Origin of the sequence: Pseudomonas sp. QE6, from assembly GCF_041379005.1 — a bacterium.
Taxonomy (GTDB): Bacteria; Pseudomonadota; Gammaproteobacteria; order Pseudomonadales; family Pseudomonadaceae; genus Pseudomonas.
This window is the reverse complement of record NZ_CP166873.1, coordinates 5166663-5187947: the sequence shown is the minus strand read 5'-3', so window position 1 is coordinate 5187947 and position 21285 is coordinate 5166663. Positions and strand designations below refer to the sequence as shown.

Genomic DNA, 21285 nt, shown 5'->3' with positions numbered 1-21285 from the left:
GCGGGTGTGCCGCCAGCTTTGGGACTATCCTCGGCGACTGCCGGGCGGTCTCGATACACGGCGTCCGACGTGTGATTTCAAGCTTCCCTAGCGTGGAGATCAGTTGATGATTTACCAAGGTAAAGCCATCACGGTTAAGGCTCTTGAGAGCGGCATCGTCGAGCTGAATTTCGACCTCAAGGGCGAGTCCGTCAACAAGTTCAACCGACTCACCCTGAATGAACTGCGCCAAGCAGTCGATACCATCAAGGCCGATGCGTCCGTCAAGGGCGTGATCGTGACCAGCGGCAAGGGCGTATTCATCGTCGGCGCCGACATCACCGAGTTCGTCGACAACTTCAAGCTGCCCGACGAAGAGCTGCTGGCCGGCAACCTCGAAGCCAACAAGATCTTCAGCGACTTCGAAGACCTGAACGTTCCGACCGTGGCCGCGATCAACGGCATCGCCCTGGGCGGCGGTCTGGAAATGTGCCTGGCCGCCGACTTCCGTGTCATGAGCGCCACCGCCAAGGTCGGCCTGCCGGAAGTGAAGCTGGGCATCTACCCGGGCTTCGGCGGCACCGTGCGCCTGCCGCGCATCATCGGCTGCGACAATGCGGTCGAGTGGATCGCTTCGGGCAAGGAAAACAAGGCTGAAGACGCGCTGAAAGTCGGCGCCGTCGACGCCGTCGTGGCGCCGGAGCAACTGCAAGCCGCCGCCCTGGACCTGGTCAAGCGCGCCATCGCCGGCGAGCTGGATCACAAGGCCCGCCGTCAGCCGAAGCTGGAAAAGCTCAAGCTGAATGCCATCGAGCAGATGATGGCCTTCGAAACCGCCAAGGGCTTCGTTGCTGGCCAGGCCGGCCCGAACTACCCGGCTCCGGTCGAAGCCATCAAGTCGATCCAGAAGGCCGCCAACTTCGGTCGTGACAAGGCGCTGGAAATCGAAGCCCAGGGCTTCGTGAAACTGGCCAAGACCTCGGTCGCCGAAAGCCTGATCGGCCTGTTCCTCAACGACCAGGACCTGAAGAAGAAGGCCAAGCAGTACGACGAGATCGCCAAGGACGTGAAACTGGCCGCCGTACTGGGCGCCGGCATCATGGGTGGCGGCATCGCCTACCAGTCCGCTTCCAAGGGCACTCCGATCCTGATGAAGGATATCCGCGAAGAGGGTATCCAGATGGGTCTGAACGAAGCCTCGAAGCTGCTGGGTAAGCGCGTCGAGAAAGGCCGCATGACCCCGGCGAAGATGGCCGAGGCCCTGAACGCCATTCGCCCGACCATGTCCTACGGCGACTTCGGCAACGTCGACATCGTCGTCGAAGCCGTGGTCGAGAACCCGAAGGTCAAGCAGATCGTCCTGGCCGAAGTTGAAGGCGTGGTGAAGGAAGATGCGGTTCTCGCATCCAACACCTCCACCATCTCCATCAACCTGCTGGCCAAGGCGCTCAAGCGTCCGCAGAACTTCGTCGGCATGCACTTCTTCAACCCGGTGCACATGATGCCGCTGGTCGAAGTCATCCGTGGCGAGAAGTCCAGCGACGTCGCCGTCGCCACCACCGTGGCCTACGCCAAGAAGATGGGCAAGAACCCCATCGTGGTGAATGACTGCCCCGGCTTCCTGGTCAACCGCGTGCTGTTCCCGTACTTCGGCGGCTTCTCCAAGCTGCTGGGCTTCGGCGTGGACTTCGTGCGCATCGACAAGATCATGGAGAAGTTCGGCTGGCCCATGGGCCCGGCCTACCTGTCCGACGTGGTCGGCATCGACACCGGCCACCACGGCCGCGACGTGATGGCTGAAGGCTTCCCGGACCGCATGGCGGTGGAAGGCAAGACCGCCGTCGACGTGATGTACGAGGCCAACCGCCTGGGCCAGAAGAACGGCAAGGGCTTCTACGCCTACGAGACCGACAAGCGCGGCAAGCCGAAGAAAGTCTCCGATCCGCAGGCCTATGAGCTGCTGAAGTCCATCGTGGTCGAAGAGCGCGAGCTGACCGACGAGGACATCATCAACTACATGATGATCCCGCTGTGCCTGGAAACCGTGCGCTGCCTGGAAGACGGCATCGTAGAGACCGCTGCCGAGGCCGACATGGGCCTGATCTACGGCATCGGCTTCCCTCCCTTCCGTGGCGGTGCCCTGCGTTACATCGACTCCATCGGTGTGGCCGAATTCGTCGCCCTGGCCGACAAGTACGCCGACCTGGGTGCGCTGTACCACCCGACCGCGAAGCTGCGTGAAATGGCCAAGAACGGCCAGAAGTTCTTCGGTTGAGTGCGCAACGAATAGAGCGAGAGTGAATTTATGAGCCTGAATCCGAGAGACGCCGTCATTGTCGACTTCGGCCGCACCCCGATGGGCCGTTCGAAGGGTGGCATGCACCGTAACACCCGCGCGGAGACCATGTCCGCGCACCTGATCAGCAAGCTCCTGGAGCGCAACCCGAAGATCGACCCGGCGGAAGTCGAGGACGTGATCTGGGGCTGCGTGAACCAGACTCTGGAGCAGGGCTGGAACATCGCGCGCATGGCGTCGCTGATGACCCAGATCCCGCACACCAGTGCCGGCCAGACCGTCAGCCGCCTGTGCGGCTCGTCCATGAGCGCCCTGCACACCGCCGTCCAGGCGATCCAGACTGGCAACGGCGACGTCTTCGTCATTGGCGGCGTGGAACACATGGGCCACGTCGGCATGATGCACGGCGTCGACCCGAACCCGCATCTGTCGCTGTACGCCGCCAAGGCCTCCGGCATGATGGGCCTGACCGCCGAAATGCTGGGCAAGATGCACGGCATCACCCGCGAAGCCCAGGACAAGTTCGGCGTGCGTTCGCACCAGCTGGCCTGGAAAGCGACCCAGGAAGGCAAGTTCAAAGACGAAATCATCCCGATGGAAGGCTACGACGAGAACGGCTTCCTGAAGGTCTTCGACTTCGACGAAACCATCCGTCCGGACACCACCCTGGAAAGCCTGGCTGCCCTCAAGCCGGCGTTCAACCCCAAGGGCGGCACCGTGACCGCGGGTACTTCCTCGCAGATCACCGACGGCGCGTCCTGCATGATCGTGATGAGCGCCCAGCGCGCCCAGGACCTGGGCATCCAGCCGATGGCCGTGGTTCGCGCCATGGCGGTTGCCGGTGTCGATCCGGCGATCATGGGCTACGGCCCGGTTCCGTCGACCAACAAGGCGCTCAAGCGCGCCGGCCTGACCATCAACGACATCGACTTCGTAGAGCTCAACGAAGCCTTCGCTGCACAGGCCCTGCCGGTGCTGAAGGACCTCAAGCTCCTCGACAAGATGGAAGAGAAGGTCAACCTGCACGGCGGCGCCATCGCCCTGGGTCACCCGTTCGGCTGCTCCGGTGCGCGTATCTCCGGCACCCTGCTGAACGTGATGAAGCAGAACGGCGGTACCCTGGGCGTGTCCACCATGTGCGTGGGCCTCGGCCAGGGCATCACCACCGTCTTCGAACGCATCTGACGATCCCGTCTAAGCTGTCGAAGATGGACGAGCCGGGGCCTTGTGCCCCGGCTTTCGTTTTTCGGCCCTGCCGGTGGGAGTTGCCGGGGGCGAGGGCAACGTGGACAATCGCGGCCTTTTTTCTGCCAGCCGCAAGAGGACGACCCATGCAACTGCAGACCGGACTGTATCGACACTACAAGGGGCAGCAGTACCGTGTGCTTGGCGTGGCACGGCATTCCGAGACCGAGGAAACGCTGGTGATCTACCAGGCCTTGTACGGTGAGTTCGGCCTCTGGGTGCGTCCGCTGAGCATGTTCACCGAGGCGGTGGAAGTGAATGGCGAGAAGGTTCCGCGCTTCGCCCTGGTCAGTGTGGAAAACGATCCGCTGGGTCTCCAGAGCGGTCCGTCCGGCGAAACCCGAGCTTGACCTTGGCGTGACCGCCACTATATATAGCGGTGCCGCTCCAAGCGCCTCCCTCCTTATTAATTCATCTTTTCGACGCAGGAATCTTCCGATCCATGGGTAAATCGCTGGTCATCGTGGAATCACCGGCCAAGGCCAAGACCATCAACAAGTACCTGGGCAACCAGTACGTGGTGAAGTCGAGCATCGGCCACATCCGCGACCTGCCCACCAGCGGCTCTTCCGCTTCGAAGGAGCCTGCGGCCAAGGGACGCAAGACCGCTGCCGAGGCACCGGCCCTGTCGCCGAAGGAGAAGGCCAAGCGCCAGCTCTTCACCCGCATGGGCGTCGACCCGGAGCACGGCTGGAAGGCCAAGTACGAGATCCTGCCCGGCAAGGAAAAGGTGATCGAAGAGCTGCGCCGCCTGGCCAAGGATGCCGACACCATCTATCTCGCAACCGACTTGGACCGCGAAGGGGAGGCCATTGCCTGGCACCTGCGCGAGGCCATCGGCGGCGACGACTCGCGCTACAAGCGCGTGGTCTTCAACGAAATCACCAAGAAGGCCATCCAGGAGGCCTTCTCCCAGCCCGGCGAGCTGGACATCAACCGCGTGAATGCCCAGCAGGCGCGCCGCTTCCTCGACCGCGTGGTGGGCTACATGGTCTCGCCGCTGCTGTGGGCCAAGATCGCCCGCGGCCTGTCCGCCGGCCGCGTGCAATCCGTCGCCGTGAAGCTGGTGGTGGAGCGCGAGCGCGAGATCCGCGCCTTCGTCCCCGAGGAATACTGGGAAGTGCATGCCGACCTCGGCACGCCGAAGAACGACAAGGTCCGCTTCGAAGTGGTGCGCGAGAAGGGCGAAGCCTTCAAGCCGCTGAACGAAGCCCAGGCCATGGCCGCCCTGGAGAAGCTCAAGGCGTCCAGCTACAGCGTCTCCAAGCGCGAGGACAAGCCGACTTCCAGCAAGCCCTCGGCGCCGTTCATCACCTCCACCCTGCAGCAGGCCGCGAGCAACCGCCTGGGCTTCGGGGTGAAGAAGACCATGATGATGGCCCAGCGTCTCTACGAGGCCGGCTACATCACCTATATGCGTACCGACTCGACCAACCTGTCGGCCGACGCCATCGACATGGTGCGCGGCTTCATCGACAGCGAGTTCGGCAAGAAATACCTGCCGGCCAAGCCGAACTTCTACTCCAGCAAGGAAGGCGCCCAGGAAGCGCACGAAGCGATTCGTCCTTCCGACGTCAACCTGCGTCCGACCCAGCTGTCGGGCATGGAGCGCGACGCCGAGCGCCTGTATGACCTGATCTGGCGTCAGTTCGTGGCCTGCCAGATGCCGCCGGCGGAATACCTGTCCACCACCGTCAGCGTCGCCGCCGGTGACTTCGAGCTGCGCGCCAAGGGCCGCATCCTCAAGTTCGACGGTTACACCAAGGTGCTGCCGCAGCAGAGCAAGCCGGGCGAGGACGACGTCCTGCCGGAGATGAACCAGGGCGAGGCCATGAAGCTGCTCAAGCTCGATCCGAGCCAGCACTTCACCAAACCGCCGGCGCGCTTCTCCGAAGCCAGCCTGGTCAAGGAGCTGGAAAAGCGCGGCATCGGCCGTCCGTCCACCTACGCGGCGATCATCTCCACCATCCAGGAGCGCGGCTACGTCACCACCCACAACCGCCGCTTCTACGCGGAAAAGATGGGCGACATCGTCACCGACCGCCTCAACGAGAGCTTCTCCAATCTGATGGACTACGGCTTCACCGCCGGCATGGAAGAGCACCTCGATGACGTGGCCCAGGGCGAGCGCGACTGGAAACACCTGCTGGACGAGTTCTATGGCGACTTCCGCAAGAAGCTCGACCTGGCCGAAGCCGCCAACGACGGCATGCGCGCCAACCAGCCGACCCTGACCGACATCCCCTGCCGCGAGTGCGGTCGGCCAATGATGATCCGTACCGCCTCCACCGGCGTGTTCCTCGGCTGCTCGGGCTACAGCCTGCCGCCGAAAGAGCGCTGCAAGGCCACGATCAACCTGATTCCGGGCGATGAAATCGCCGCGGATGACGAAGGCGAATCCGAATCCCGCGTACTGCGTGGCAAGCACCGCTGCCCGATCTGCAGCACCGCGATGGACGCCTACCTGGTCGACGAGAAGCGCAAGCTGCATATCTGCGGCAACAACCCGGATTGCGCCGGCTACGAAATCGAAGAAGGCCAGTACCGCATCAAGGGCTACGAAGGTCCGAGCCTGGAATGCGACAAGTGCGGCAGCGAGATGCAGCTCAAGACCGGCCGCTTCGGCAAGTTCTTCGGCTGCACCAACCCGACCTGCAAGAACACCCGCAAGCTGCTGAAGAACGGCGAGCCTGCGCCGCCGAAGATGGACGCCATCCGCATGCCGGAGCTCAAGTGCGAGAAGGTGGACGACATCTACGTTCTGCGTGACGGCGCTTCCGGCCTGTTCCTGGCCGCCAGCCAGTTCCCGAAGAACCGCGAGACCCGCGCTCCGCTAGTCAGCGAGCTGGTGCCGCACAAGGACGAGCTGGACCCGAAGTACCACTTCCTGCTCGCCGCTCCGGCGAAAGACCCGGATGGCCGCCCGGCGGTAATCCGCTTCAGCCGCAAGACCAAGGAGCAGTACGTACAGTCCGAGGTTGAAGGCAAGCCCACCGGCTGGCGTGCGTTCTTCGACGGCGGCAAGTGGAAGGTCGAAGACAAGCGCTGATGGAAGGCGCGCCCCGCTGAGGCGGGGCGTGCTTATACTGCCGACGTGTAATGCCGGAGGGCCTGGCCATGGCGAACGAACTCTATACCCGCACCAACCAGAAGCTGTTCTTCGCCGGCCTTGCCCTGGAAGCCTGGCGCAATGCCGAAGCGGCGCGCGCGATGAACGCCCAGGCGCGTATCCAGTCCGAGCGCGAAGCGGCGCTGTTTCACCTCTACGGTGCGGTTCTGGGCGTGGCCCATGAGATCGCCGGCTACTATCGCCTGCCCGAGGCCGGTGCGCCGCGCGTCGAGATGCTGCTGAACGCCGAGGTGCTGGCCGCCGCCCCGAGCCCGGAGCTGGCGGAAATGGTCGAGCTGGCGCAATCGTCCGAAGCCTGGCTGGGGCGCCTGCTGGCTGCCTACGCTGCCTTGTTCCAGCCACCGAGCGAACCGAAGAAAGCCAAGGTCGACCCGACCCAGCCGCTGATCCAGGCGGTGAATGTCGATGAAGAGGCAGCGGTCGAACTGGGCAACGAAGAGCTCGAAGCCTGGCGCAAGTCCCTGAAAGAGCTGGTGCTGCGCTTCCGCGCTTCGCTGACCGAGCTCTGACTGGTGCTCTGATACGCAGCGCTGCGACCGTCCGGTCGGCTGGCGGAATGTTGCGCTAGGGTGTAGCGAATGTGACTGTTACACTACGGGTTCTGCTGTGGAGAACCTTCGCTATGCCAACCTCATTTCTGGAAATCGTAGAGCTGCCTGACGGGCGTATCGTGCTGCGTCGCGCGGATGATGAGGAGTCGCTGGTGACCCTGGAATTTTCCGCTGATGCCAAGGGCTTCCTGCAGGGCCAGCACATCGAAATCGCCAAGGCGATGTTCAATGTCGGCGTGCAGATGGCCGGCCGTCTCGCCGAAGGTGGCGACATGAGCATGGACGACGAAGGTCCGCGCGTCCTGCACTAAGGCTCGTTCCGGCTTCGCGGCGTTCGCGGCGAAGCCTCTCCCTCATCCCAGACGAATGTTCAGACTCTGCGCCTGACCGGCAACGGCGGCGCGGGACAGTTGCGTGCGCGCCTTGGCGTTGAGATTCAGCCAGCTTACGACCGTATGACTGTTGCCCAGGCGCAGCGCCTCGCAGGCCAAGGCTTGGGCGGCTGCCTGGTCGCGCGCCGGCAGCAGCAGGATGCGCTCGCGGTTCAGGCCGGCCTTGCGCAGCCAGTCCGGGGTCAGGCTGGAGGGCGGGGCGATCAGCGTCAGCCAGCGGGAATCGCTTTCCTCGCTCAGCTCGCGGAGCATCGGCGCCAGCAGCGTCAGGCACTGGCCGGGGAGGCCGCGCAGGGCGATCTCGCTGAAGGCGCTCTCGTCGTCGGCGGGTTCGTCTTCCATTAGCTCCGGAAGCAAGGGAGCAGTACCACTCGCCCAGAGTGCTTCCTGGAACAGCGGGAGTTGCGGCAGGTTCAGCGGCTGCGGGTACTGCATGGATGTCTCCTGTTCAGCGACGGATCACGCCGACGCTCAAGCCTTCGATGACCAGTTCCTGTTCCTTGAGGTCGACCTCGATGGGGGCGAACTCGGGGTTCTCGGCGATCAGCCAGACCTTGCTGCCTTCGCGCTTGAAGCGCTTTACCGTGACTTCCTCGCCGAGGCGGGCGACCACGATCTGGCCGTTGCGCGCTTCGCGGGTGACGTGCACGGCGAGCAGGTCGCCGTCGAGGATGCCGACGTCCTTCATGCTTTGCCCGCGTACGCGCAGCAGGTAGTCGGCCGGCGGGTTGAAGAAGGTGGGGTTGATGCGGCAGGTGTCGTCGACGTTCTGCTCGGCGAGGATCGGAGCGCCGGCGGCGACGCGACCGATGATCGGCAGTTCGTCTTCGTTGGCGGCGGCCTTGGGTTCGAAGCCGGGGATGCGGATGCCGCGGGAGGCACCCGGGGTCATCTCGATCGCGCCTTTGCGGGCGAGGGCCTTGAGGTGCTCCTCGGCGGCGTTGGGCGATTTGAAGCCGAGTTCCTGGGCGATTTCCGCGCGGGTGGGCGGATAACCGTTGTCTTCCAGGCAGCGTTTTATGAAAGCGAGAATCTCGGCTTGGCGCGGCGTCAGCTTCAGCATGTCCATACTCTGGCTTTTTATACAGTGACTGGAATTATATACAGTGGAGGCGCCCTGGCAATGACTAATTTCGCACGGCTGTCGGCGTAGCGGTCGAGGATGTAACCTGTGCGGGCTGGCAAGCGTCTTGCTGAAATTGAACTCACCTCGTCGCATTGCCCATGTTTTTGTTAACAATCTGTCGCACTTTGCTTGACAATGCGCGAGGCTGAAACGTATGTTTCAAACAAGTGTTTGTCAGGCGGAGTAGCCATGGCCCAGTCGGAAACCGTCGAACGCATCCTGGATGCTGCGGAACAGCTGTTCGCGGAGAAAGGCTTCGCTGAGACTTCTTTGCGTCTGATCACCAGCAAGGCGGGGGTGAACCTCGCGGCGGTGAACTATCACTTCGGCTCGAAGAAGGCGCTGATCCAGGCGGTCTTCTCGCGCTTCCTCGGCCCGTTCTGCATGAGTCTCGAAAAGGAGCTGGATCGCCGCCAGGCCAAGCCTGATGCGCCGCGCGCCACCCTGGAAGAGCTGCTGGAGCTGCTGGTCGTCCAGGCCATGGCAGTGAAGCCGCGCAGCGGCAATGACCTGTCCATCTTCATGCGCCTGCTCGGTCTCGCCTTCAGCCAGAGCCAGGGCCACCTGCGCAAGTACCTCGAAGAGGTCTACGGCAAGGTGTTCCGCCGCTACATGCTGCTGGTGCACGAAGCCGCGCCGCGTCTGCCGCCGCTGGAACTGTTCTGGCGCGTGCACTTCATGCTGGGTACCGCGGTATTCAGCATGTCCGGCATCAAGGCGCTGCGCGCCATGGCCGAGAACGATTTCGGCGTGAACACCTCCATCGAGCAGGTGATGCGCCTGATGGTGCCGTTCCTGGCCGCCGGGATGCGCGCCGACAGCGGTGTCAGCGATCCTTCGCTGGCGGGTGCGCAGCTCAAGCCGCGCAGCAAGTCGAGCGCCGCCCCGGCCAAGGTCTGAACGACGCCCGGTGTCACTCTGGGCGGTGCAGGCCTGATCGGCTAAAGTAGCCGGCCATGGCTGACCTTGATCTCCTCCATATTTCCCTGTCCGATCAGATGCTCTACGGCTTTGCCGGGGAGCAGCTGCGCGTGCGCCTGCCGATCTCCACGGCGGCCAATGGCGCAGGCGAGCGAAGCGGCTCCGGTTGCACGCCCCGTGGCCTGCACCAGGTTCGCGCGCGCATCGGCGACGGCCTGCCCAGGGGCGCGGTGCTCAAGGGCCGGCGCTGGACCGGCGAGGTCTGGAGCCCGGCGTTGCACGATGAGTTTCCCGGCCGCGACTGGATTCTCACGCGCATCCTCTGGCTCAGCGGCTGCGAGGCGGGGCGTAACCGGATGGGCGAGGTCGACACCTTCCGCCGTTATATCTACCTGCACGGCACGCCTGACTGCGAGCCCATGGGCGTGCCGCTGTCCCATGGCTGTATCCGCCTGCGCAATGACGATCTGCTGGAACTCTTTCCCCGGGTTCCCCTCCATTGCCGGGTCCGTATCGAAGAGGCCGCTTGCCCTGGCTGGCAGGCGGCGCAACTCAATTGAAAGGAATGCACATGCAAGGCTCCCTGATGCTCGACATCGGCGGTACCTGGCTCACCGCCGAGGACCGCCAGATCCTGCGCCACCCGGAAGTGGGTGGGCTGATCATCTTCGCCCGCAACATCGAATCGCCGCGCCAGGTTCGCGAACTGATGGCGGCCATCCGCGCGGTGCGCCCCGACCTGCTGCTGGCGGTGGACCAGGAAGGCGGCCGCGTGCAGCGCCTGCGCCAGGGTTTCCTGCGCCTGCCGGCGATGCGTGCCATCGCCGACAACGCCAATGCCGAACGCCTGGCCGAGCAGTGCGGCTGGCTGATGGCGACCGAGGTGTTGGCGGTAGGGCTGGACCTGAGCTTTGCCCCGGTGCTGGACCTGGATCACCAGCGCAGCGCCGTGGTCGGCAGCCGTGCCTTCGAGGGCAATCCCGAGCGCGCGGTTGCGCTGGCCGGCGCCTTCATTCGCGGTATGCACGCCGCCGGCATGGCCGCCACCGGCAAGCACTTCCCCGGTCACGGCTGGGCGGAAATGGATTCCCACGTGGGCATCCCGGAAGACGAGCGCACGCTGGAGCAGATCCGCGCGGTCGACCTGGTGCCGTTCCAGCGCCTGTCCGGCGAGCTGGACGCGCTGATGCCGGCCCACGTGATCTACCCGCAGGTCGATCCGAACCCCGCCGGCTTCTCCCGTCGCTGGCTGCAGGACATCCTGCGTGGCGAGTTGGGCTTTGACGGGGTGATCTTCAGCGACGACCTGTCGATGGCAGGCGCCCACGTGGTGGGCGATGCCGCCAATCGTATCGAGGCCGCGCTGAGCGCTGGCTGCGACATGGGCCTGGTGTGCAACGACCGCGCTTCCGCCGAACTGGCCCTGAGCGCCCTGCAGCGCCTGAAGGTGACTGCGCCGCAGCGCCTGCAACGCATGCGCGCCAAGGCCTGGCCGGGTACCGAGTACAAGCAGCTGCCGCGCTGGCAGCAGGCCGTCGGCGAATTGCGCGCCGCACAATTGATTGACTAAGGATTTGCCATGACTGTCTACGCCATCATCGGCGGTACCGGCCTGACCCAGCTGGAAGGCCTGACCCTGAAGGACTCCATCGCGCTGGATACGCCCTACGGCGCGCCCTCGGCAGCCGTCCAGCGTGGTGAGTTCGCCGGCCGCGAGGTGCTGTTCCTCGCTCGCCATGGCCATCCGCACCGCTTCCCGCCGCATCAGGTGAACTACCGCGCCAACCTCTGGGCGTTGCAGCAGGCCGGCGCCGAGGCGGTGCTGGCGGTCAATGCGGTGGGCGGTATCCATGCGGCCATGGGCAGCGGCCATCTCTGCGTGCCGCACCAGATCGTCGACTACACCTGGGGGCGCGAGCACACCTACTTCGCCGGTGATATCGATCACGTCACCCACATCGATTTCAGCCACCCCTATGACGAGCCGCTGCGTCAGAAGCTGATCACCGCGCTGCAGGCGCTGGGCTATCCGCACAGCAGCCATGGCGTCTATGCCGCAACCCAGGGGCCGCGCCTGGAAACCGTGGCGGAGATTGCCAAGCTGGAGCGCGACGGCTGCGACATCGTCGGCATGACCGGCATGCCGGAAGCCGCGCTGGCCCGTGAGCTGGAACTGCCCTATGCCTGCCTGTCGCTGGTGGTGAATCCAGCGGCTGGCAAGTCCAGCGGGATCATTACCATGGCCGAGATCGAGCAGGCGTTGCACGAAGGCATCGGCAAGGTGCGCGAGGTGCTGGGGCGCGTGTTGGTGAGCTGACGATCGGGCTTTCGCGGGCAAGGCTGGGCGCCCCCGTCGCTTCTACGAGATCAAAAGCCCCTCACCCTGACCCTCCCCCCCATGCGGGAGAGGGGACTGTTCATAGTGAAGCGTCGCTCATGAGTTCGCCGAACACGGAAGTGCCCCTGGCGTATAACGTTCGACGTTATACGCCGACTGGCCTTGGTTCCAGAGCACCCCGAGTTCGGCCCTGGCACCTATGGCGGAACAAGGCGTAACGGCGTACAACCGCGAACGGTTGTACGCCCTACGGTTTCGGCAAGGGGGCGAAGAGCGCGTCGATATCGCTCTCCTGTAGTTGCAGGCCGGTGTTCTTGCCATCCTCCAGTACGCCGGCGGCCAGTGCCGCCTTGCGTGCCTGCAGTTGCTGGATCTTTTCTTCCAGGGTGCCGCGGGCGATCAGCTTGTAGACGAACACCGGCTTGTCCTGGCCGATGCGGTAGGCGCGGTCGGTGGCCTGCTGTTCCACGGCCGGGTTCCACCAGGGATCGTAGTGGATCACGGTGTCGGCGGCGGTGAGGTTCAGGCCGGTGCCGCCAGCCTTCAGGCTGATCAGGAACAGCGGCACACGACCCTCCTGGAACTCCTTCACCGGTGCGCGACGATCGCAGGTTTCGCCGGTGAGGAGCGCATAAGGGATGTTCCGCGCCTGCAACTGCGCCTGGATCAGTTCGAGCATCGAGGTGAACTGCGAGAAGAGCAGGACGCGACGTCCTTCCGCGAGGAGTTCGTCGAGCATTTCCAGCAGGGCACTCAGCTTGCCCGAATGGGCCGCTGGCATGTCCGCCTGCAACAGGCGCGGGTCGCAGCAGACCTGGCGCAGCTTGAGCAGGGCGTCGAGCACGACGATCTGGCTGCTCGCCAGCCCTTTCCGGTGTATTTCCTCGCGGACCTTGCGGTCCATGGCCAGACGCACGGTCTCGTAGAGGTCGCGTTGGCGTTCGTCGAGCTCCACCCGGTGGGTGATTTCGCTCTTGGGCGGCAGTTCGGTGGCGACCTGGTCCTTGCGGCGACGCAGCAGGAAGGGCTTGATGCGCGCGTTGAGGTGCGCCAGGCGCTGGCTGTCGCCGGCCTTTTCGATGGGGTGGCGGTACAGGCGCGCGAAATGGCGTACATCGCCCAGCCAGCCCGGCATCACCAGGTTGAACAGCGACCACAGCTCGCCCAGGTGGTTTTCCAGTGGCGTACCGGTCAGGCACAGGCGTTGCCGGGCATCGAGGCGGGCGGCGGCCTGGGCTGATTTGCTGCTGGCATTCTTCAGGTATTGCGCCTCGTCGAACACCACCAGGTGCAGCGGTTGTGCGGACAGTGCCTCGATGTCCCGGGGGAGCAGGGCATAGGTGCTGAGCAGCAGGTCGTACTGCGCGAGGTCATCGAAGTGCTGGTGGCGCTCGCTGCCATGCAGGGTGAGTGCGCGCAGCTCCGGGGCGAAGCGCATGATTTCATCCTGCCAGTTGGCCACCAGGCTGGTGGGCATCAGTACCAGGGCGGGACGATCCAGGCGTCCGGCGCGTTTTTCCGTGAGGAGGTGGGCCAGCACCTGCAGGGTCTTGCCCAGCCCCATGTCGTCGCCAAGGATTCCGCCGAGCTCCCGTTCGCGCAGCGCCTGCATCCAGGCGAGGCCTTGCAGCTGGTAGGGACGCAGCTCCCCCTGCAGGCCGCTCGGTGCTGTGCAGGGCTGCTGGTGATAATCCCGCAGGCGCCGGGCGAGGCGCAGCAGGTGCTCTCCGCCTTGCCAGCGCAGCGGGTGTTCGTCGAGCTGGGTCAGCAGGCCGGCATCGGTGCTGGGAACTCGCAGGCGGGCTCCGTCATGCTGCAGGCTGCTCAGCAGCAGTCCTTGCAGCAGCTGGAGCATGGCTCGCACGCGGGCCACGGGAAGGCTCACGCTTAGCTGCTTGCCATCCGCCTGGCGCCGGGCGTCGAGGCGCATCGGGAGTTCGGCGTCGTCGGCGCCGTTGCGCATTACGGGCGGGCTTTTCCGGATCAGTTCCAGGAGCGGGTGCAGCAGGCTGACCTGCTGGCCGTCGACCACGATCCCCAGCTCCAGGTCGAACCAGGCGTGGCCGGGCTGCTCGTCGATCTGGACGTACCAGTCTTCGACTTCGCTGAAGTCGAAGGGGAAGTCGGGGGCGATTTCGATCACCCAGCCTTGAGCGCGAAGACTCGGTAGCTGCTGGACGATGGGCCCCCACTGCGCGTTGTCGGTGGGCCGGTAGCATTCGTAGCGGTCCTCCAGCTTGTAGGGCGTGGAGTACTTGTCGAGTTTCTTCAGGCCCAGCTTCTGCAGTGTCTTGCGCAGGGCCTGCTCGACCTTGGGTTGCCGCTCTATGATGACGAAGGCGCCGTCCTCCAGGTAGCGCAGGGGTTGGCCGCTGCGCGCCGGGCCATGGGCGTATTCCTTGCCATAGGCGAAGAGCAGGCAGGCCTGGTGCTCGTCTTCATTGCCACAGATCTCATCGTGCACGGTGTTCAGTAACAGATGGGGCACGGGCTGGAGATCCAGCCGCCGCTCCTCGGTGGCTATTGGCAGCGGCGCCTGCGGGGCCAGTGCCTTGAGTTGCAGACCGAAAAGCGTGGCTTCCTGTGGCGGCACCGCTGGGGCGCTGGACAGGTAACTGGCCAGCGGCTCCGGCAGGTCGTGGCGCAGGGGGCCGGCGCGCAGAGCCTGGCGATCGACGTACCACGGCGGCGCCAGCTGGGTCAGCAACTGCGGCTTGGGGTTCGCGTCGGTCTCCCAACTGACGATGAAGTGGCCGTCGTCACGGGAATGCCAGGCGAGCCGGGCGGGCATTTCCGCGCCAGGCTGCAACCGGCTGGAAGGGTCTTCGAGTTCCAGGAACAGCTGTCCGTTCCGCAGGATCAGTTCCAGCAGCTCCGCACCGTCGCTGCCCTGCAGGTGCACTTCGCTGGCATGGGGTTGTACACCCGGCACCCCAAGCGCGCGAATCAGGATGCGTTGGTCCTGTTCGGTTACTCCCTTGCCCAGGGCGATGGATATGGAGGCGATTCGTGGGTAGCCCTGGAGTTGGCCGCTCTCGCTGCGCAAGGCTACATGGATGAATATGCGTCCGTTCCTGGTCAGCCGGTAAAGCAGGGGGCCGTCGTAGGGCGCCCTGGTTGCGGGCTGTTCCCTGAGCGCTGCCGGGGCATTCTTCAGCCATGAGTGCAGGCTGGGCGACAGGCTGTTGACGGGGGAAGGGCGGTCTGCCGGGACGGGCTTCGGCGCGTTGCCGGGGATTGCGTTCTGCTCGTCCAGCAGGTGCAGCAACACGGCCACGCAATGCTTGCAGTCGAACCCGACCGGGCAATCGCATTGGCAATCGAGGGTGTCACCGCTTCTGGAGAAGCTGATCCGCTGGCGATAGCGGTTGTTGTCCGAGCCTCGGCACAGGCCTTCCAGCGAACGCTCGGCGAGGCGGAGGATGCTGGCCCGGTGTTCCCGGGCATAGGCTTCGCCGCGCACCAGGGTGACGGCAGGGAAGAGGCGGCGCCAGGGGATGCGTTGCAATTGCTCGGCGAACGGGACCATGGCGCGGCCTTTTCCGGGGCCTTATTGCTGGGCCGGTTGCGCTGGCGGCGGAGCGTCGAAGCCGCCGTCGGCCGGGGCGGTGGGCGCCGGCTGCTGCGGCGCGTCCGGGCCGGTGGGCGCTTCGTCTTCCATGCCGGGCGGCGGCGAGGAGGGACGGACGTTGAGTGGGCTGACCTTGATCAGCATGCCGAGGCTCGGGTGGTCCAGGTAGGTCAGCACACTGTTCTTCAGGCTGGCTTCCTGGACCATGTGCTGGCTGGCGGCGAGCAGGCCGTCCTGGCCGAACTGGTTGATCCAGAAGTCGGTCTGGGTGTTCACGAAGCGCTGCTGGCTGAGGGTGACGGTGCCTTCCACCGGGAAGTGGCCGTCCTGTTTCTGGCCCTCGGTCAGGGAGATCTTCACCGGGTTGGCATCGATCTCCTGGCGCCAGGCCTTGTGCATCAGTACCTGGAAGCCCTCGCTCTGTTTGAGCTTGGCGACCTGTGCGTCCATCGCCGTGGGGCGCGAGCTGTCCGGGCCCGGCGGCTGCGCGTCCTTGGCCCAGTCATCGGGCGCGGGGCGGCTGGCGAACACGGCGTCGCCGGACTGCTGGAAGAGAATCAGCTCGACCTGGTAGGGCTCGGCGAAGGCCGCCGGCGAGAGCAGTGCCAGGGACAGCAGCAGGGGTTGGAACAGGCGCATTGCACGGGGTCCTTAGTGAGTCTGTGGCGTGAGGCGCTCGAGCAGCGCTTCCAGCGTGTTGAACCGTTCTTCCGGGCGCTCCATGGGCACCTGGAACTTGAAGAGGGTGGCCCCTTCGAACTTGTAGCGATTGGGCTGGCTCTGGATCATCTTGATCAGCACCAGCGGGTCGACGCAGGTATCGGCGGCGAATTCTACCCGGCCTCCCTGGGGGCCGGCATCTACCTTCACGATTCCGAGCTTTTCCGCCTGCAGTTTGAGCAGTGTCAGGCGCATCAGGTTCTTCGCCGGCTCCGGCAGCAGGCCGAAGCGGTCGATCATTTCCACCTGCAGCTCGCGCAGGCCGTCTTCGTCGACGGCGTTGGCGATGCGCTTGTAAAGGATCAGGCGGCCGTGAACGTCCGGCAGGTAATCCTCGGGGATCAGCGCCGGCACCCGCAGGTTGATGTCCGGGCCGCCGCCCAGCGGTTGCTCCAGGTTCGGTTGCTCGCCCTTGCGGATGGCCTTCACCGCGCGTTCGAGCATTTCCATGTAGAGGGTGAAGCCCACCGCCTGGATCTGCCCGCTCTGGCCTTCGCCGAGCAGCTCGCCGGCGCCGCGGATTTCCAGGTCATGGGTCGCCAGCACGAAGCCGGCGCCCAGGTCCTGGGCGTTGGCGATGGCCTCCAGGCGCTTCTCGGCGTCCGGGGTCATCTGCCTGCGCGGCGGGGTGAGCAGGTAGGCGTAGGCCTGGTGGTGGCTGCGGCCGACGCGGCCGCGCAGCTGGTGCAGCTGGGCCAGGCCGAACTTGTCGGCGCGCTCGATGAGGATGGTGTTCGCGCTGGGCACGTCGATGCCGGTCTCGATGATGGTCGAGGCCACCAGCACGTTGAAGCGCTTGTGGTAGAAGTCGCTCATCACCCGTTCCAGTTCGCGCTCGTGCATCTGCCCGTGGCCGATGCCGATGCGCGCTTCCGGAACCAGTTCCGCGAGGTCGCGGGCGCACTTCTCGATGGTTTTCACCTCGTTGTGCAGGTAGTACACCTGGCCGCCGCGCAGCAGTTCGCGCAGCAGGGCTTCCTTGATCACCGACTTCTGCTCCTCCATGACGAAGGTGCGCACGGAGAGGCGGCGCGCCGGCGGCGTGGCGATGATCGACAGGTCGCGCATGCCGGCGACCGCCATGTTGAGCGTGCGCGGGATCGGCGTGGCGGTAAGGGTGAGGATGTCCACCTCGCTGCGCAGGGCCTTGAGCTGCTCCTTCTGGCGCACGCCGAAGCGGTGTTCCTCGTCGATGATGACCAGGCCGAGATTCTTGAACTTGACGTCGTCCTGCAACAGCTTGTGGGTGCCGATGACGATGTCCACCTTGCCTTCGGCCAGCTGCGCGACGGCGCCTTCGACTTCCTTGGCCGACTTGAAGCGGCTCATCACCTCGACCGTCACCGGCCAGTCGGCGAAGCGGTCGCGGAAGCTGTTGTAGTGCTGCTGGGCGAGCAGGGTGGTGGGCACCAGCACGGCGACCTGCTTGCCGCTGTGCACAGCGACGAAAGCTGCGCGCATGGCCACTTCGGTCTTGCCGAAGCCCACGTCGCCGCAGACCAGACGGTCCATCGGCTTGTCGGCGAGCATGTCGGCCACCACCGCTTCGATGGCGGTCTGCTGATCCGGGGTTTCCTCGAAGGGGAAGCCGGCGGAGAAGGTGGCGTAGTCGGCCTGCGGGTCCTTGAAGGCATAGCCCTTGCGTGCGGCGCGGCGGGCGTAGATGTCCAGCAGCTCGGCGGCGACGTCGCGGACCTGCTCGGCGGCCTTGCGCTTGGCCTTCTGCCAGGTTTCCGAGCCCAGCCGGTGCAGCGGCGCCAGGGCGTCGTCGCTGCCGGTGTAGCGGGCGATCAGGTGCAGGCTGGCCACCGGCACGTAGAGCTTGGCCTCGTCGGCGTATTCCAGGGCGAGGAATTCTGCATGCTGGCCGTCGATCTCCAGGGTGATCAGACCCATGTAGCGGCCGACGCCGTGGTCGATGTGTACCACCGGCGCGCCTTCGCGCAACTCGGTGAGGTTCTTGATGACGTTCTCGCCGCCGTCACGGGTCTTCTCGCGGCGGCGGCGCTGCATGACGCGCTGGCCGAACAGCGGACTCTCGGCGATCAGGGCGATGCCCGGCTGGCCCTTGTCGGCATCCAGCAGCAGGCCTTCGTCCATCGGCGCGATGGTGATCGCCAGGCGGTCCTTGTGGCTCAGGAAGCCCGGCCAGCCCTCGACCTCCACCGGGCGCAGCTTCAGCCGCGCCAGCAGTTCCAGCAGTACCTCGCGGCGGCCGGCGGATTCGGCGGTGAACAGGATGCGCCCGTCGAACTGCTCGATGAACTGGCGCAGTCGGGCCAGCGGCTCGGTGGCCTTGGCTTCGATGGCCAGCTCCGGCAGCGGCTCGGCGGGGAAGCGTTCGCGGCCCACGCCGGTTTCGATCGGCTCGGGGCTGACGACCACGCGCGGCCAGTGCTTCAGGCGGGCGAAGCAGTCTTCCACCGGCAGGAACACTTCAGCTGGCGGCAGCAGCGGGCGCTCCGGGTCGTAACGGCGATCCTCGTAGCGGCTGCGCACGTCGCTCCAGAACTGCTCGGCAGCGGTCTCGATACCCGGCAGGGAGAACACCTGGGTGTCCTGCGGCAGATAGTCGAACAGCGTCGAGGTCTCGCCCTCTTCGAAGAACAGCGGGATGTAGTACTCGATGCCGGCGGGTGTCAGGCCGCTGGCCAGGTCCTGGTAGATCGGGCAGCGGCGGTAGTCGACGTCGAAACGCTCGCGGAAGCGGCCACGGAAACCGGTCACCGCGTCCTTGCGCAGCGGGAACTCGCGGGCCGGCAGCAGGCGGATGCTCTCCACCTTGTCGATGGAGCGCTGGGTTTCCGGGTCGAAGGTGCGCAGGGTTTCGATTTCGTCGTCGAACAGGTCGATGCGGTAGGGCAGCTCGCTGCCCATCGGGTACAGGTCGATCAGCGCGCCGCGTACGGCGAACTCGCCGTGCTCATAGACGGTGTCGACGTAGCGGTAGCCGGCGGCCTCGAAGCGGCTGCGCATCTGCTCGACGTCGAGTTTCTGGCCGACATCCAGCACCAGGCTGCTGCCGAGCAGGAACTTGGCCGGCGCCAGGCGGTGCAGGGCGGTGGTGATCGGCACCACCAGCACGCCGCGGCGCAGCTCGGGGAGCTGGTAAAGGGTGGCGACGCGCTGGGAAATGATGTCCTGGTGCGGCGAGAACACGTCGTAGGGCAGGGTTTCCCAGTCCGGCAGCTGCAGCACCGGCAGGTCCGGCGCGAAGAAGCGCAGCTCCTGCTCCAGACGCTCGGCGCTCTGGCTGTCGGCGGTCAAGAGCAGGGTGAAACGATTGGCGGACGCCGAGGCTTCGGCAATGGCAAGGCTCAGGGCGGCGCCCGGCAGGTTGCCCCAGGATTGCTTGCCGGCACTGGTCGGCAATGTAGGAATGCGCAGTACGGACACGGGCGTTCGTGGCTCCGGTCGAAGAATTTGACCGGTCGGATTGTAACTATCCCGATTGACGGATGTCAGTCATACGACCGCTGCGGATTGCCGGCGATTGTTCGCGCCGTCATAATGTAGCCCCTTTTTTCTTCTCCTACATGTGGAAGGTATTGCCCGTGACCCAGAAGCCCGACCAGTGTCTCGGTGAGTGGATCGATCGTGAAGCCCTCGCGGAAGCCATGATTCCGCTGATCGGCCAACTCTACCGTAACAACAACGTGGTGACCTCGATCTACGGCCGTGGCCTGATCAACCGTTCGGTGATCGCAATCCTCAAAGCGCACCGTTTCGCCCGTCACCGCCTGGCCGAAGGCGGCCTGTCGGTACACGACACCTTCCCGATCCTCAAGGCGATGAGCGAGCTCAAGCTGGGCGCCGCTTCCGTCGACCTGGGCAAGATGGTTGCCAAGTTCAAGGCCGAAGGTAACGGCCGCAGCATCGAGCAGTTCACCAAGGACGAGCTGGCCGACGTGGTCGGCAAGCAGAACGGCGGCGCCCGCGAAGGCACCGATGTCGTCCTGTACGGCTTCGGCCGCATCGGCCGCCTGCTGGCGCGTATCCTCATCGAGAAGACCGGCGGCGGCGACGGCCTGCGCCTGCGCGCCATCGTCGTCCGCAAGGGCGCCGAGAACGACCTGGTCAAGCGCGCCAGCCTGCTGCGCCGCGACTCCGTGCATGGTCCGTTCGATGGCACCATCACCATCGATGAAGAAAACAACACCATCACCGCCAACGGCAACCTGATCCAGGTGATCTACTCCAACGACCCGGCGTCGATCGACTACACCCAGTACGGCATCAAGAATGCGCTGCTGGTCGACAACACCGGCAAGTGGCGTGATGCCGACGGTCTGGGCCAGCACCTGAAGTGCCCGGGCGTCGACCGCGTGATTCTGACCGCTCCGGGCAAGGGCGCGCTGAAAAACATCGTCCATGGCATCAACCATGGCGACATCACCGCTGACGACAAGATCGTTTCCGCCGCTTCCTGCACCACCAACGCCATCGTGCCGGTGCTGAAAGCTGTGAACGACCAGTACGGTATCGTCAACGGCCACGTCGAAACCGTTCACTCGTACACCAACGACCAGAACCTGATCGACAACTTCCACAAGGGCAGCCGCCGCGGCCGCAGCGCTCCGCTGAACATGGTGATCACCGAGACCGGTGCCGCCACCGCCGCCGCCAAGGCCCTGCCGGTTCTGAAGGGCAAGCTGACCGGCAACGCGATCCGCGTTCCGACGCCGAACGTCTCCATGGCGATCCTCAACCTGAACCTGGAGAAGGCCACCACCCGCGAAGAGATCAACGAGTACCTGCGCCAGATGGCCATGCACTCCGACCTGCAGAAGCAGATCGACTTCGTCTCCTCCCAGGAAGTGGTCTCCTCCGACTTCGTCGGCTCCCGCCATGCTGGCGTCGTCGATGCCGAAGCCACCATCTGCAACGACAACCGCGTCGTGCTGTACGTGTGGTACGACAACGAGTTCGGCTACAGCTGCCAGGTCGTCCGCGTGATGGAAGACATGGCTGGCGTGAACCCGCCGGCTTTCCCGCGCTGATCAAGGCGGTCTAGAG

At 65.1% G+C, this 21285-nt stretch carries 16 protein-coding genes; 11 read left to right on the top strand and 5 right to left on the bottom strand.

The window, feature by feature from the left end; all coding sequences use genetic code 11:
* Positions 1–106: 106 nt before the first annotated feature.
* The 6 genes from fadB (at position 107) to ACAW63_RS23680 (ending at position 7512) form a co-directional block, all read left to right on the top strand.
* The gene (gene fadB / locus ACAW63_RS23705) at positions 107–2254 is read left to right on the top strand and encodes a fatty acid oxidation complex subunit alpha FadB (protein ID WP_371229455.1); all 2148 of its coding nucleotides are present in this window, start codon (positions 107–109) and stop codon (positions 2252–2254) included.
* Between the two features lie 30 nt (positions 2255–2284).
* Positions 2285–3460: an acetyl-CoA C-acyltransferase FadA gene (gene fadA / locus ACAW63_RS23700; protein ID WP_331319889.1), complete on the top strand. Its 1176-nt coding sequence runs from the start codon at positions 2285–2287 to the stop codon at positions 3458–3460.
* Positions 3461–3606: 146 nt separating this feature from the next.
* Positions 3607–3870 (top strand): DUF1653 domain-containing protein, encoded by a 264-nt coding sequence (locus tag ACAW63_RS23695; RefSeq protein WP_370599789.1) that lies wholly within the window; start codon positions 3607–3609, stop codon positions 3868–3870.
* Positions 3871–3962: 92 nt separating this feature from the next.
* A complete protein-coding gene (topA, locus tag ACAW63_RS23690; RefSeq protein ID WP_343572742.1) occupies positions 3963–6569 on the top strand; it encodes a type I DNA topoisomerase in 2607 nt (868 codons plus the stop codon).
* Between the two features lie 68 nt (positions 6570–6637).
* Positions 6638–7159 carry a DUF6586 family protein gene (locus ACAW63_RS23685; RefSeq protein WP_371229452.1) on the top strand — a complete coding sequence of 174 codons (522 nt, stop codon included), beginning with the start codon at positions 6638–6640 and terminating at the stop codon, positions 7157–7159.
* A 113-nt stretch (positions 7160–7272) separates the two neighbouring features.
* On the top strand, positions 7273–7512 hold the full coding sequence (locus ACAW63_RS23680) for a hypothetical protein (protein WP_275611000.1): 240 nt from the start codon (positions 7273–7275) through the stop codon (positions 7510–7512).
* 42 nt (positions 7513–7554) lie between these two features.
* Here ACAW63_RS23680 and sulA read toward each other — a convergent pair whose 3' ends face one another.
* On the bottom strand, positions 7555–8028 hold the full coding sequence (gene sulA, locus ACAW63_RS23675) for an SOS-induced cell division inhibitor SulA (RefSeq protein WP_275611001.1): 474 nt from the start codon (positions 8026–8028) through the stop codon (positions 7555–7557).
* Positions 8029–8041: 13 nt separating this feature from the next.
* Entirely contained in the window at positions 8042–8656 is a 615-nt protein-coding gene (gene lexA, locus ACAW63_RS23670) for a transcriptional repressor LexA (RefSeq protein ID WP_331319887.1), read from the bottom strand.
* Positions 8657–8908: 252 nt separating this feature from the next.
* Between lexA and ACAW63_RS23665 the strand changes: the two genes are divergently transcribed.
* The 4 genes from ACAW63_RS23665 to ACAW63_RS23650 are packed head-to-tail and all read left to right on the top strand — an operon-like array spanning position 8909 to position 11957.
* Positions 8909–9619, top strand: a complete 711-nt coding sequence (locus ACAW63_RS23665) for a TetR family transcriptional regulator (RefSeq protein ID WP_370599786.1) — start codon at positions 8909–8911, stop codon at positions 9617–9619.
* A 56-nt stretch (positions 9620–9675) separates the two neighbouring features.
* Positions 9676–10200: a L,D-transpeptidase family protein gene (locus ACAW63_RS23660; protein ID WP_371229448.1), complete on the top strand. Its 525-nt coding sequence runs from the start codon at positions 9676–9678 to the stop codon at positions 10198–10200.
* Between the two features lie 11 nt (positions 10201–10211).
* On the top strand, positions 10212–11210 hold the full coding sequence (nagZ, locus tag ACAW63_RS23655; protein WP_371229445.1) for a beta-N-acetylhexosaminidase: 999 nt from the start codon (positions 10212–10214) through the stop codon (positions 11208–11210).
* A gap of 9 nt (positions 11211–11219) precedes the next feature.
* Positions 11220–11957 (top strand): S-methyl-5'-thioinosine phosphorylase, encoded by a 738-nt coding sequence (locus ACAW63_RS23650; RefSeq protein ID WP_371229443.1) that lies wholly within the window; start codon positions 11220–11222, stop codon positions 11955–11957.
* A gap of 268 nt (positions 11958–12225) precedes the next feature.
* Here ACAW63_RS23650 and ACAW63_RS23645 read toward each other — a convergent pair whose 3' ends face one another.
* The 3 genes from ACAW63_RS23645 to mfd are packed head-to-tail and all read right to left on the bottom strand — an operon-like array spanning position 12226 to position 19665.
* Positions 12226–15507, bottom strand: coding sequence for an SNF2-related protein (locus ACAW63_RS23645; RefSeq protein WP_371229440.1), 3282 nt, complete (start codon positions 15505–15507; stop codon positions 12226–12228).
* Between the two features lie 21 nt (positions 15508–15528).
* Positions 15529–16188: a CsiV family protein gene (locus ACAW63_RS23640; protein ID WP_371229437.1), complete on the bottom strand. Its 660-nt coding sequence runs from the start codon at positions 16186–16188 to the stop codon at positions 15529–15531.
* A gap of 12 nt (positions 16189–16200) precedes the next feature.
* Positions 16201–19665 (bottom strand): transcription-repair coupling factor, encoded by a 3465-nt coding sequence (gene mfd, locus ACAW63_RS23635; RefSeq protein ID WP_371229435.1) that lies wholly within the window; start codon positions 19663–19665, stop codon positions 16201–16203.
* A gap of 140 nt (positions 19666–19805) precedes the next feature.
* Between mfd and ACAW63_RS23630 the strand changes: the two genes are divergently transcribed.
* The gene (locus ACAW63_RS23630; RefSeq protein ID WP_371229432.1) at positions 19806–21269 is read left to right on the top strand and encodes a glyceraldehyde-3-phosphate dehydrogenase; all 1464 of its coding nucleotides are present in this window, start codon (positions 19806–19808) and stop codon (positions 21267–21269) included.
* Positions 21270–21285: the final 16 nt, after the last annotated feature.

What these genes read in the sequence shown, in the direction of transcription:
- fadB (WP_371229455.1), top strand. Translation starts at nt 107, where the DNA reads ATGATTTACCAAGGTAAAGCCATCACGGTTAAGGCTCTTGAGAGCGGC.
- fadA (WP_331319889.1), top strand. Translation starts at nt 2,285, where the DNA reads ATGAGCCTGAATCCGAGAGACGCCGTCATTGTCGACTTCGGCCGCACC.
- ACAW63_RS23695 (WP_370599789.1), top strand. Translation starts at nt 3,607, where the DNA reads ATGCAACTGCAGACCGGACTGTATCGACACTACAAGGGGCAGCAGTAC.
- topA (WP_343572742.1), top strand. Translation starts at nt 3,963, where the DNA reads ATGGGTAAATCGCTGGTCATCGTGGAATCACCGGCCAAGGCCAAGACC.
- ACAW63_RS23685 (WP_371229452.1), top strand. Translation starts at nt 6,638, where the DNA reads ATGGCGAACGAACTCTATACCCGCACCAACCAGAAGCTGTTCTTCGCC.
- ACAW63_RS23680 (WP_275611000.1), top strand. Translation starts at nt 7,273, where the DNA reads ATGCCAACCTCATTTCTGGAAATCGTAGAGCTGCCTGACGGGCGTATC.
- sulA (WP_275611001.1), bottom strand. Translation starts at nt 8,028, where the DNA reads ATGCAGTACCCGCAGCCGCTGAACCTGCCGCAACTCCCGCTGTTCCAG.
- lexA (WP_331319887.1), bottom strand. Translation starts at nt 8,656, where the DNA reads ATGCTGAAGCTGACGCCGCGCCAAGCCGAGATTCTCGCTTTCATAAAA.
- ACAW63_RS23665 (WP_370599786.1), top strand. Translation starts at nt 8,909, where the DNA reads ATGGCCCAGTCGGAAACCGTCGAACGCATCCTGGATGCTGCGGAACAG.
- ACAW63_RS23660 (WP_371229448.1), top strand. Translation starts at nt 9,676, where the DNA reads ATGGCTGACCTTGATCTCCTCCATATTTCCCTGTCCGATCAGATGCTC.
- nagZ (WP_371229445.1), top strand. Translation starts at nt 10,212, where the DNA reads ATGCAAGGCTCCCTGATGCTCGACATCGGCGGTACCTGGCTCACCGCC.
- ACAW63_RS23650 (WP_371229443.1), top strand. Translation starts at nt 11,220, where the DNA reads ATGACTGTCTACGCCATCATCGGCGGTACCGGCCTGACCCAGCTGGAA.
- ACAW63_RS23645 (WP_371229440.1), bottom strand. Translation starts at nt 15,507, where the DNA reads ATGGTCCCGTTCGCCGAGCAATTGCAACGCATCCCCTGGCGCCGCCTC.
- ACAW63_RS23640 (WP_371229437.1), bottom strand. Translation starts at nt 16,188, where the DNA reads ATGCGCCTGTTCCAACCCCTGCTGCTGTCCCTGGCACTGCTCTCGCCG.
- ACAW63_RS23630 (WP_371229432.1), top strand. Translation starts at nt 19,806, where the DNA reads ATGTGGAAGGTATTGCCCGTGACCCAGAAGCCCGACCAGTGTCTCGGT.